This is a genomic window from Ectobacillus sp. (assembly GCF_056992975.1).
Window position 1 is genome coordinate 1 of record NZ_JBXKMX010000071.1, and the last position, 12,045, is coordinate 12,045.

Here is a 12,045-nt window from a genome sequence, read left to right on the forward strand (position 1 = left end):
ACAGAATCCACTAAAGTAGATGCAGGGATTTTAGTTTTTACTTCTTCAGCGAAGCTTACTGCTTCTGCTAATGTTTTGTTCATTTTCCAGTTACCAGCGATTATAGGTTTACGCATGATGTGCACCATCCTTATGATTACTTATCGTTTAGACAAACAACGCCTGGAAGCTCTTTACCTTCCATGAACTCAAGAGATGCGCCGCCGCCCGTAGAGATGTGGCTCATTTTGTCAGCTAAACCGAATTTTTCAACCGCTGCAGCAGAGTCGCCACCGCCGATTACAGAGTATACATCTGCAGATTCCGCTAATGCTACCGCTACTGCTTTTGTACCGTTTGCAAAATTATCAAATTCGAATACACCCATAGGTCCATTCCAGATAACTAATTTGCTGTTCTTGATTACGTCTGCATAAATTTTTTCTGTTTTCGGTCCGATATCTAGTCCTTGCCAATCGCTTGGGATAGCATCGATATCGACTATAGCTGTATTTGGATTTTCGCCAAATTCATCTGCAACCACTGCATCAATCGGCATATAGAAGTTAACACCTTTTTCTTTTGCCAATTGAATAAATTCTTTTGCAAGATCTAATTTATCTTCTTCACAAAGAGACTTTCCGATTTCATATCCTTGTGCTTTAACGAAGGTATAAGCCAATCCGCCGCCGATAATTAAATTATCTACTTTTTCAAGCAAGTTGCGAATGACACCAATTTTGTCTTTTACTTTTGCTCCGCCAATGATAGCTGTGAAAGGACGTTCTGGGTTTAACAATGCTTTTCCCAATACTTCTAGTTCTTTTTCCATTAAAAGACCTGATACGGCTGGTAAAAATTCTGCAATACCAGCTGTAGAAGCATGTGCGCGGTGAGCTGCACCAAATGCGTCATTTACATACAAATCAGCTAACGCAGCAAATTCTTTGGCAAGAGTAAGATCATTCTTTTCTTCACCTGCATAGAAGCGTACGTTTTCAAGAAGAACAACATCGCCTTCCGCTAAGCCATTTACAACAGCTTGTACTTCAGGGCCATACGCTGCATCCGTTTTAATAACTTCTTTCCCAAGAAGCTCACTTAAACGCTTTGCAACAGGAGTCAAGCGCATTTCTTCCACTACTTGACCTTTTGGACGACCAAGATGGCTTGCTAAAATAACTTTCGCACCCTTTTCTACTAAGAATTGAATCGTAGGAAGTGCAGCACGAATACGTGTTTCATCTGTAACTTGACCGTCTTTCATTGGTACGTTGAAGTCAACACGACAAAAAACACGCTTTCCTTTAACATCTACATCACGAATTGATTTTTTGTTCATTGGATTTCCTCCATCTTTAGTAGGACATACAAAACCCATTCATCAGCTTACCACAATTTTCTATAAAGTTGAATAAGTCTAAGGTGTTTTACTTAGAAAAGCATGATTATCATTAAAACATTCAAGAAAGTAAGAAAAAGAGAGGGAACAGTCCCTCTCTTCCCCAAGAAGTCAAATTTAGTTTTGTATGAATTAAAGACCTTTAGAAGCGATGTAAGCTACTAGGTCAACTACGCGGTTAGAGTAACCTGTTTCGTTATCGTACCAAGAAAGTACTTTAACCATGTTGCCTTCCATAACCATTGTGCTAAGAGCATCGATTGTAGAAGAGTTTGTGCAACCGTTGTAGTCGATTGATACAAGTGGTTCTTCGCTGTAGCCAAGATATCCTTTTAATTCGCCTGCTGCTGCTTCTTTGAATGCTGCGTTTACTTCTTCAACTGTTACAGTTTTGTCAAGTTCAGCAACTAAGTCAACAAGTGATACGTTAGGAGTTGGAACGCGAACTGCACCACCGTTTAATTTACCTTTAAGTTCTGGTAATACAAGAGCTACCGCTTTAGCAGCACCAGTTGTTGTAGGGATCATGCTCATTGCAGCTGCGCGTGCACGGCGAAGATCTTTATGTGGTAAGTCAAGAATTTGTTGGTCATTTGTGTATGAGTGAATTGTAGTCATCATACCGCGTTTGATGCCATATTTTTCGTTTAATACTTTAGCAAATGGTGCTAAGCAGTTTGTTGTACAAGAAGCGTTAGAAATAACGTTGTGTGCTGCTGGATCATATTTGTCTTGGTTAACGCCCATAACGATTGTAATATCTTCGTCACTTGCTGGAGCAGAGATAACCACTTTCTTAACTGTACCGCCTAAGTGTTTTTCAGCGTCAGCTTTTTTCGTGAAGCGACCAGTAGATTCTACTACTACTTCTACACCGTAATCACTCCAAGGCAATTGAGCTGGGTCACGTTCAGCAATAACTTTAATTTCTTTACCGTTAACAACAATGCTGTCACCGCTAACAGATACTTCTGCATTAAGAGCACCGTGTACAGAGTCATGTTTTAAAAGGTGTGCTAGTGTTGCTGCATTTGTTAAGTCGTTGATTGCTACCACTTCTACATCTTTATTATTTAGAGCCGCACGAAAAACAACACGACCGATACGTCCAAATCCATTAATACCAACTTTAACCATTTGATATTCCTCCTTGAAAGATCATTATTATATTAAGGGTTTCCCCTTATTAACTCTTTTGCTGCACCTTCATCTGTTACAAGTAATGAGGTGTGTCCTTGTCTGATAACTGCCTGAATTGCCTTTGCTTTTGAAGAACCGCCAGCTACTGCTATGACGTGAGGGATATTTTCTAAATCCTCAAGTTGCATGCCGACCGTTAACACTTTGTGAATCACTTCGCCTTGTTCATTGAAATAATATCCAAATGCTTCTCCAACTGCTTTGCCTTCTACAATTTTGTCCCAGTCTACTTCCGGTGTTTTACGTCTTTTCGCCATTGTAATTGCATCACCAATGCCATGAACTACAATAGTTGAAGAATGAATCAGTTCTAGAATCGATTTCACAGATGGTTCTGTCATAATGGAAGCATACACTTCACTACCAACATGGTCTGGAACGTACAAAAGTCGATACTTGCTGTTTGTGTTTTTTGCCATCTTAGCGCAAATTGTATTTGCTTCATTTTCCACGCTTTCGCCTATGCCTCCGCGTGCAGGTACAAACAATGTGTCCAAACTCTTGAGGTCTAAATCCATCATTTCTGCTACGGACGCAAGTGTCGTTCCACCTGTAACGGCAACAATATTGTGTGCTTCTAGACGCTTCCTTATACAAGCAACGCTTGCACGACCCATTTCTTGTTTCACCCAATTTGATTCGTCACTGTCACCAGCAACTACAAACACATCATCTAGACCTAGCATTTCTTTCAGCTTATCCTCTAATACATTCAGTCCAGATGCTTCGCGTATAAAATCATCAAGGGCAAGTACAAGCGATTCGCCTTCCTCTGTAACTGACATCCCAGAAGGAGTGACATGGATCAAATTTTGTGTCTTTAACACTTGAACTTCACTTCGTAAAACTCGTTCTGTCATGTTCAAGCTAGCTGATAAATTTCTGCGGCCAATTGGCTGTGAGAGCCGAATGTATTGCAAAATTCTCATTCTAGTTTGCATAACAGGTAGCAGATCGGGCAATAATTTTTTTGTGTAATCAATCCATGAACGCATATGCTTTCTCCTCACTGTCCATCGTCCACTTACTTGTTGGTCACAATAAGTCCCATAGTGACTTATTACGTCCCACTTACTTTAAAAATTTTTTCCCTGCTACGATTAATATTATAACAGGGGCATTTCTGTTATTCAAGCGGCAGCTATCTTGTTAAGCGCTTACTTATGACATCTTTGTGAATCCTCCCATATTGCACCACTTCTCCTTCGATTTCGACAACCGGAATCATCATTCCAAAGTTCTCAAGAAGCGTTTCATCCTCATATATATCTATCTCCACTAGCTCAAATTTGTATGCATGCCGCAGTTGCTCCAAAACCAATTTTGCATCCTGACATAACCCACATTGCTTCTTCCCATACAACACTAGCTTCATTGATACATCACATTCCAATCCGTTTACGTTTTGTGGCGCACGGAACGTTGCATTGTTCACGGTATTTCGCAACGGTTCTTCTAGAAATCGAAATTCTGTACCTTCCTTCCAGGAGTACAGCAAGCTTTTGATCAGAATACGGTTTATTTTTATTCTCCTCATCCACTAATCGCTTTAACAACTCTTTCACTCGCTTAGCCGATACACCTTCCTGTTCTGAAGATTGAAGCGCATGACTGAAGAAAAATTTCATTTCATATAACCCATAGGAGGTATCTACGTACTTATGACGGGTAGCACGACTAACTGTTGATTCGTGAATTTGTAATTCATCTGCAATTTCTTTTAGTGTCAGAGGTTTTATATGCAAGGGACCTTTTCGAAAAAAATCCTCTTGCCTGCGAATAATAGCTTGCATAACCTCTACTAGCGTCCGATCTCGTTGCTCCATGCTACGTAAAATCCAGTTAACCTGATGGTACTTTTCGGATAAATAAGTAGTTACCTCTTGCTCAGAATGGTTATCAAGAAGATTACGATAATCCGGATGAATACGAATCTTCGGGATATATTTTCGTTGCAATTCCACTACATATGTATCTGTATGCTTTATAACCTTTATATCTGGCGTAATATACGGAGATATATCATGGCTAAACGCAAGACCTGGCTTTGGCTGCAACGCCACAATTATATCTAACGCTTCTTGCAGCTGAGACGCATTTATATGCAACCGTTGTAGCAACCGTTTCCAATCCCTTCTTGCCAAGTCTTCAAAATGAAAGGAAACAAGCTGCTCTGCTAACTCATCTCGCTGATGTAAACGCTTTAATTGCAAACTAAGGCATTCCTGAAGAGAACGCGCTCCAACCCCAGCCGGTTCCATTGTTTGTAAAATAAGAATGGATTTCTTTACATCGGGTAGAGACGCTTGTAATATGTCAGCCAGTTCCTCTTCCGTATCTTCTATATAACCACTTTCATTTAGACAATCAATAAGCAACATAACCAATCTTTGCATATCCTTAGGTAGAACCATTTCACGCAACTGACTTTGCAAATGCTGCCAAAGTGTAACGGGTTTTTCACCATATATGTCCATTTGATTGTCTACAGTTCCTTTATGAAAGCCACCTAGTTCAATCAATGGGTTTTCTAGCATTTGCTCCTGCAAAAATTCAGTCAGTTCTTGGGCATTATATTGGAGCATCATAATCGACTGCCGCAATTCCTGTGTCATCACAAGTGAAAGTGATTGTTCAAGTGAAAGACCCACATTCAATTTCTTCTCCCCCTTACCCCATCCTAGTAGCGGGCAAATATGCCCAAAGAAAAAATCGAGCTAGCTATATGAAAATATCTATACTGTATATTGTACAATAAATTTTCTAAAAAATGGCATAAAAAACTGAAAATTCGCTAATTCCTTTAAAGATAAGGAAAAAGCTCAACCTGTAAACAGGCTGAGCTTTCGTACGCGCTCGAAGGGATTCGAACCCCCGACAGACGTGGTACCGGAAACCACCGCTCTATCCAACTGAGCTACGAGCGCAAATGGTCATAAAGATAGTATATAGACTATTTACTAAAAATGCAATGTTTAAAATTAGTTCATTCGGATAAGATGGAGAGGAATGAAAAGAAGGGATACCGCCCCACATAGCGAATAAAGAATACATACATATTTATAAAGTAAAATTCCTAAGTAGTTTCGTTTGACCTTTTTTGACCATAATTGTATCATAAGGATGAAAGATTTTTCTAAAAAGGGAGGAATACCAATGAACTTAATTCCTACAGTTATTGAACAAACAAACCGCGGAGAACGCGCGTATGACATCTACTCTCGTCTTTTAAAAGACCGTATTATCATGCTTGGTAGTGCTATTGACGATAACGTTTCTAACTCTATCGTGGCGCAGCTTTTGTTTTTAGAAGCACAAGATTCTGAAAAGGACATCCATTTATACATCAACAGCCCTGGTGGTTCTATCACAGCTGGTATGGCTATTTATGATACGATGCAATTTATTAAAGCTCCTGTTTCAACAATTTGCATCGGCATGGCAGCTTCAATGGGTGCATTCCTACTCGCTGCAGGAGAAAAAGGCAAACGTCTTGCTCTTCCTAACAGTGAAGTGATGATTCACCAACCGCTTGGTGGCGCACAAGGACAAGCGACTGAAATCGAAATTGCTGCTAAACGTATTCTATTCTTACGTGATAAATTGAACGGCATTCTAGCTGAACGCACAGGTCAACCGCTAGAAGTTATTTCACGCGACACAGACCGTGATAACTTTATGACAGCTGAACGTGCATTGGAATACGGTTTGATCGACAAAATCGTTTCTAAAAAATAAGAACAGTATACAAAAAAGACAATACAAAAGCCCACACATGGTGTGGGCTTTTGTATGTTTATGGAGAGAGTCCTAAATGGGAGGGGAACTGATCTTTGCAAATAATCGTTTGATACCGTCAGTTCGCTTTTTTCATATTTCCGGGCACAATCCTGGCTCTTTCGTTACCGCCTGCTCTCAGTTTCATCCTTTGCGGGCAAAATCCGTCCTCTTTTATTACCCTCACTCTACTTTTTCCTTATTTGCGGGCACAATTCGTTCTCTTTTGTTACCTTCACCCTGCTATTTCCTTGCTTGCGGACACAATTGGCTTTTATTACCGCCACTCTGCTTTCCCAGCTTCCAAGCACGAATCCTACTAAATCCTTCCCTTCCGAATTCATGAATGAGGCCACTGAAACATTGTACGTTTTCAGTGGCCCACTAAATGAAGTATATTCGCTTGTTTCGATTAATGTTCGTTTTCCACAAATTTAACTAATGCTTCTAACGCTTCCACTTCATCAGATCCATCGGCACTAACTGTAATAACGCTACCCGATCCGACAGCAAGACTCATAATCCCCATTATGCTCTTCGCATTAATCTTCTTATTCCCCTTCTCCACATAAACATCTGAATGAAATCGGTTTGCTTCCTGAACAAACAACGCTGCTGGTCGTGCTTGCAATCCAGTCTTTAATACTACTGTTACTTGTTTGTTTACCACTTTCATGTTCCCCCTTATTTTCTTGCGACCGGTTCCCCAGCTCGCAGTTTCTCCGCTATTTCATCTATTTTTCGTAAACGATGATTAATGCCTGACTTACTAATATTTCCACCAGACATCATCTCCCCTAATTCCTTTAACGTCACATCCTGATAAGCAATGCGCAGTTCTGCAATTTCGCGTAACTTATCAGGAAGTGAATCGAGTCCTGCGACCCGTTCAATATATTTTATATTTTCGATTTGCCGGAGTGCTGCGCCAATTGTTTTGTTTAAATTAGCCGTCTCACAATTGACAAGGCGATTAACAGAATTTCTCATATCGCGAAGAATACGAATATCTTCAAATCGAAGCAATGCATGATGCGCTCCGACAATATTTAGAAATTCAGTAATTTTTTCAGCTTCCTTTAAATACGTAATATACCCTTTTCGTCTTTCTAACGTTTTTCCATTTAAATCAAATTCGTTCATGAGTTCACATATACTATCATTATGCTCCCCATAGAGTGAAAAGATTTCTAAATGATACGAAGAGGTTTCTGGATTATTTACCGATCCACCTGCTAAAAATGCTCCTCGTAAATAAGAGCGTTTGCAACACTTTTTACGAATTAAATTCTTTGAAATATTATGAACCAGTGAAAAATCACCTTCTATAATCTGCAAATCGTCCAAAATTTCTTTGGTTTTTTCCACCAGTCTAACAATATATACATTGTTTTTCTTCAATTGCATTTTCTTTCGAACGAGCAATTCTACTGTCACTTCGTAACTTCTTTTTAGAAGAACATAAATCCGTCTGGCAATTGCAGCGTTTTCCGTTTGAATATCAAGAATAAGACGTCGATTAGAAAAGGAAAGTGAGCCGTTCATACGAATAAGAGCTGACAGTTCTGCTCTGACGCAGCAGTCCTTTATGGTTATATTCGTCAGTTCTTTCTTCGTCTCTGATGCAAATGACATATTCTCACCCCCACACAGGAATCATTATAACAGCGCATACAAAATAGATGCTAACTTCGATGTATTGTGACGAATCACATCATCATTGTATTTCACAAGCTTTTCTTGAATCACTTCAATGCCTAGGCTACGCAATGTATCTTCATCGCATACGACAGGCTCTGACATTTGCTTTTTGTATCGCGCAAGCAGATGTTCTGGAATCACACCATTGTTTAAGATAATCGTATTAATAAATGGTTTTCCTAAATGATCATGCAAAGCCTGAACATGGTCAGAGGCAGCATATCCCATCGTTTCCCCTGCTTGTGTCATCACATTACACACATATATTTTTTTGGCCTTTGCGGCAAGCACAGCCTCACCAATCTTCTTAACGAGCAGGTTAGGAAGAATGCTCGTATACAAGCTACCGGGACCAAAGACAAGAAGATCAGCTTTCTGAATTTCATTAATTGTTTCTGAAAGTGGTTCAACATTTTCAGGTGTTAAAAAGACTCGTTTAATTTTTTCACCGGAGTACGGAATTTTCGACTCCCCTGAAACGACCTTTCCATTGGCATATTCTGCATGTAGGACAACACTTTGGTTTGCTGCTGGAAGGACGCGGCCTCTTACATTTAATACCTTGCTCATTTCTGTAATAGCATGGAAGAAGTCACCTGTAATCGATGTCATGCCAGCAAGCAGTAAATTTCCTAGCGCATGACCCTTAAGGCCTTCTCCAGTTGTAAAACGGTGTTGGAACAACGCCTCAACGAGTGGTTCCACATCTGAGAGGGCAACCAATACATTACGAACATCCCCAGGTGGCGGAATTTCTAATGCATCGCGCAAGCGCCCTGAACTTCCACCATCATCCGCTACTGTTACAATGGCGGTAATGTCGATGGGATACTTCTTCAGCCCACGCAGAAGGACGGATAACCCAGTTCCCCCTCCAAAAATAACCATCTTTGGTTTTCTCTCTTTAATCATGCTTAATGTCCCTTTCTTTTTTCAACATCACGATGAGACACATGCGTACGGTAATCCTTTTCAAAGTACTTTGCTAAATATTCAGCTATCGTAACAGACCTATGTTGTCCGCCGGTACAACCGATTGCAACAACTAACTGGCTTTTCCCCTCTCTTTTAAAGTGGGGCAGCATAAATGAAAGTAAATCTGTTAATTTTTCTAAAAATTTATGTGTTTCCGTAAATTTCATCACATACGTTGAAACTTCTTCATCTAAGCCTGTAAGAGGTTTCATCTGTGGAATGTAAAAGGGATTCGGTAAAAAGCGAACATCAAAGACTAAATCCGCATCGATGGGTACACCATATTTGAAACCGAATGAGGTTACATTGACACGAAAACCGGTTTGATCAGCGGTAGAAAATAAATTAATTATTTTTTCACGTAATTCCTTTGGCTTTAAAGTGGTCGTATCCAGTACGATATTAGCTCGTGCCTTCATATCAAGCAACAAGTCCCGTTCTAGTTCGATTCCTTTTAACGGCAAGTCATTCGGAGCTAATGGGTGTGAACGTCTCGTTTCTTTATAACGTGTAACGAGTGTGCTATCTTTTGCATCTAGGAATAAAATGTGTGGAATAACCCATGTTCTCTCTGTCAGGTCATCTAAAGCTCCCCATAAATGATCAAAAAATTCACGACCACGTAAATCAATGCCAAGTGCTACTTTGTCCATTTTATTTGTTGATTCAGACATAAGCTCGACGAACTTAGGCAATAATGCAGGCGGAAGGTTATCTACACAAAAATAGCCTAAATCTTCAAAGCTTTGCAGTGCCACCGTCTTCCCAGCGCCCGACATTCCAGTGATAATGACCATTTTGATGTTGTTTTTCTCTTCCACAGTCTTCTCCCCTTTAGCTCGGATCTAGGCGATATGAAATCAACTCGAAATCCGGTGTATAGACAAACGTTCCATATATAATTCCGCTGCCATGTAGTGCATAATCAATGATGTGATAATCTCCAGCTGCCATTGGCAACGAGGCAATTTCATCTACTTTATGCCACTCTAATATTCCTTCTTCGCATTCATGGTTGTTTGTTCCTGTATACGATGTAGCAAGGAAGGAAAACATCATCCATTCGGATACCGTTTGATTATTCTCCTGAATGACAAATGTAAATACACCCTTAAGGGACGGATTCACTACATGGATTCCCGTTTCCTCTCGGTATTCCCTTACTACAGCCTCGCGGATGCTTTCTCCGCTTTCCATCTTTCCGCCTGGTGCTACCCACCAATTACGACGTGGCTTTTGTAATAAGAGAACCTGATCTCCGTTTGCTAAAACACAGTTCGTTATTCTTTGCAAAATCCCTTCACCTCAGCTACAACGAAAAAGTCATATCGTAATTTTCTTTCTCTTATTATACTATCAAAAGTAGAATGTCACAACGAAGCTGCTATTGCAGCATTGTAAAAAATAAGCAAAGAAACAAAGATGGTACATAAAAAAAACATAAGTGCGCACACTTATGTTTTTTAGTAGTCCAGTTGTAGATTCGTTTATTTCACGACTTTTAATTCTTCTACTAGTTCTTCTACGTAGTGCTGTGCAGCTTGAGCGGCAATACTGCCATCTCCTGTAGCTGTTACAACTTGACGAAGTGTTTTCTCACGAATGTCTCCAGCTGCAAAAATACCAGCAACCTTCGTTTCCATACGTTCATTTGTTACGATATAGCCTGTTTCATTCGTAATTTGTAGCCCTTCGAATGGTTTAGAAAGAGGAAGCATCCCTACATAGATAAAAGCACCATCCGCTTTAAACTCTTGTTCTACTCCTGTATTTACATCAACTAACGTTAAGCTACCTACTTTTCCGTCTGTTTCATTGATTTGTTTTACCGTGTGATTCCAAATGAACGAAATCTTTTCATTTTGGAACGCACGATCTTGAAGAATCTTCTGCGCACGAAGCTTATCGCGACGATGAACAATCGTAACCTTCTTCGCAAAACGTGTTAAGTACACCCCTTCTTCTACTGCAGAGTCTCCTCCGCCGATAACAACAAGTTCTTTTTCTTTAAAGAATGCTCCGTCACAAACCGCACAATACGAAACACCTCGTCCGCCAAGTTCCTTTTCACCTGGTACACCAATTTTCTTATATTCCGCACCGCTTGCAATGATGATAGAACGGGCTTTAAATTCTTTTTTACCTGCAAGGATGGTTTTGTATTCTTTCCCATCTATAACTTCCTTAACATCGCCATACGCATATTCTGCACCGAAATACTTAGCATGATCAAACATCTTTGTTGATAAATCTGGTCCCAGAATACTTTCATAACCAGGGTAGTTTTCAATTTCTTCCGTGTTTGCCATTTGACCACCTGGAATGCCGCGTTCAAGCATTAATGTGCTCATATTAGCACGTGACGTATAAATCGCTGCCGTCATCCCGGCTGGTCCAGCCCCAATTATCACAACGTCATAAATTTTTTCTTCAGACATATTCTTCACTCCTTTTTGCCATGCGTTCTTCTTCAAATATAGCTTCATTATACTGATAGGGTTTGTTTTTTTCTACTAATTTGCCTAATGATCCACGAGGCGGACAACCTATTGTTGATTTAGAATTTGCACATACTTCCGAATCGTTGAAATGCTTACATTATAAATATGCCCCAGTTCAGCTTGCGTCATCTTTTGTTTTTGATTTTTACGAATCAAGTACTCAATAGCCGCTGACCATCCGAACGTATTGGAAAATGATACGTTTGTTTGATAAAGGGAAGCGAACGTCCGAAACCAAAACTGAAGGCAATCTTCAATTAGCATGTCATCTTTTTTCGTATATTCATACAATACATCTGCAATTTGCGCACATTTCGCAAATACTCGCAGATCACGCGGTATACTTTTCTCACTATTTACAATAAAGAAGTAACGGGCCCATTCTGAAATAACAGATTGCTCTTTGGATTGCATCGTTTCAAAGAATACTTGTTCATTCTCATTCGTTTGTAATTCATTCATTAAATAGAGAGCAAGCATTTTTTCTTCCAAGCATTTTGCACTAGAAAG

At 39.9% G+C, this 12,045-nt stretch carries 13 protein-coding genes, 1 tRNA gene and 1 pseudogene; 1 reads left to right on the forward strand and 14 read right to left on the reverse strand.

Annotation, left to right across the window (positions count from 1 at the left end; all coding sequences use genetic code 11):
* The 7 genes from AC11ZT_RS03495 to AC11ZT_RS03525 form a co-directional block, all read right to left on the reverse strand.
* The coding region (locus AC11ZT_RS03495) for a triose-phosphate isomerase (protein ID WP_484058289.1) at positions 1-116 on the reverse strand (116 nt) is incomplete at its 3' end.
* A 20-nt stretch (positions 117-136) separates the two neighbouring features.
* The gene (locus tag AC11ZT_RS03500) at positions 137-1,321 is read right to left on the reverse strand and encodes a phosphoglycerate kinase (RefSeq protein ID WP_484058277.1); all 1,185 of its coding nucleotides are present in this window, start codon (positions 1,319-1,321) and stop codon (positions 137-139) included.
* 192 nt (positions 1,322-1,513) lie between these two features.
* Complete coding sequence (gene gap / locus AC11ZT_RS03505; RefSeq protein ID WP_484058278.1) at positions 1,514-2,518, reverse strand: type I glyceraldehyde-3-phosphate dehydrogenase; 1,005 nt, start codon at positions 2,516-2,518, stop codon at positions 1,514-1,516.
* Positions 2,519-2,550: 32 nt separating this feature from the next.
* On the reverse strand, positions 2,551-3,576 hold the full coding sequence (locus AC11ZT_RS03510) for a sugar-binding transcriptional regulator (protein WP_484058279.1): 1,026 nt from the start codon (positions 3,574-3,576) through the stop codon (positions 2,551-2,553).
* Positions 3,577-3,722: 146 nt separating this feature from the next.
* On the reverse strand, positions 3,723-3,956 hold the full coding sequence (locus AC11ZT_RS03515) for a glutaredoxin family protein (RefSeq protein ID WP_484058280.1): 234 nt from the start codon (positions 3,954-3,956) through the stop codon (positions 3,723-3,725).
* A gap of 7 nt (positions 3,957-3,963) precedes the next feature.
* The gene (gene rpoN, locus AC11ZT_RS03520) at positions 3,964-5,238 is read right to left on the reverse strand and encodes an RNA polymerase factor sigma-54 (RefSeq protein ID WP_484058281.1); all 1,275 of its coding nucleotides are present in this window, start codon (positions 5,236-5,238) and stop codon (positions 3,964-3,966) included.
* 194 nt (positions 5,239-5,432) lie between these two features.
* Positions 5,433-5,508, reverse strand: a tRNA-Arg gene (locus tag AC11ZT_RS03525).
* 229 nt (positions 5,509-5,737) lie between these two features.
* Here AC11ZT_RS03525 and clpP point away from each other — a divergent pair.
* Positions 5,738-6,319 (forward strand): ATP-dependent Clp endopeptidase proteolytic subunit ClpP, encoded by a 582-nt coding sequence (clpP, locus tag AC11ZT_RS03530; protein WP_484058282.1) that lies wholly within the window; start codon positions 5,738-5,740, stop codon positions 6,317-6,319.
* A gap of 451 nt (positions 6,320-6,770) precedes the next feature.
* Here the strand turns inward: clpP and AC11ZT_RS03535 are convergent, their stop codons facing one another.
* The 7 genes and pseudogenes from AC11ZT_RS03535 to AC11ZT_RS03565 form a co-directional block, all read right to left on the reverse strand.
* Complete coding sequence (locus tag AC11ZT_RS03535; RefSeq protein ID WP_484058283.1) at positions 6,771-7,028, reverse strand: HPr family phosphocarrier protein; 258 nt, start codon at positions 7,026-7,028, stop codon at positions 6,771-6,773.
* A gap of 14 nt (positions 7,029-7,042) precedes the next feature.
* Positions 7,043-7,993 (reverse strand): DNA-binding protein WhiA, encoded by a 951-nt coding sequence (whiA, locus tag AC11ZT_RS03540; RefSeq protein WP_484058284.1) that lies wholly within the window; start codon positions 7,991-7,993, stop codon positions 7,043-7,045.
* Between the two features lie 24 nt (positions 7,994-8,017).
* Positions 8,018-8,971, reverse strand: a complete 954-nt coding sequence (locus AC11ZT_RS03545) for a gluconeogenesis factor YvcK family protein (RefSeq protein ID WP_484058285.1) — start codon at positions 8,969-8,971, stop codon at positions 8,018-8,020.
* Between the two features lie 2 nt (positions 8,972-8,973).
* Positions 8,974-9,855, reverse strand: coding sequence for an RNase adapter RapZ (rapZ, locus tag AC11ZT_RS03550; RefSeq protein ID WP_484058286.1), 882 nt, complete (start codon positions 9,853-9,855; stop codon positions 8,974-8,976).
* A gap of 13 nt (positions 9,856-9,868) precedes the next feature.
* The gene (locus tag AC11ZT_RS03555; RefSeq protein ID WP_484058287.1) at positions 9,869-10,327 is read right to left on the reverse strand and encodes an NUDIX hydrolase; all 459 of its coding nucleotides are present in this window, start codon (positions 10,325-10,327) and stop codon (positions 9,869-9,871) included.
* Between the two features lie 194 nt (positions 10,328-10,521).
* Positions 10,522-11,472, reverse strand: coding sequence for a thioredoxin-disulfide reductase (gene trxB, locus AC11ZT_RS03560; RefSeq protein WP_484058288.1), 951 nt, complete (start codon positions 11,470-11,472; stop codon positions 10,522-10,524).
* Between the two features lie 108 nt (positions 11,473-11,580).
* Positions 11,581-12,045: pseudogene (locus tag AC11ZT_RS03565) on the reverse strand (tetratricopeptide repeat protein); the annotation flags it as partial.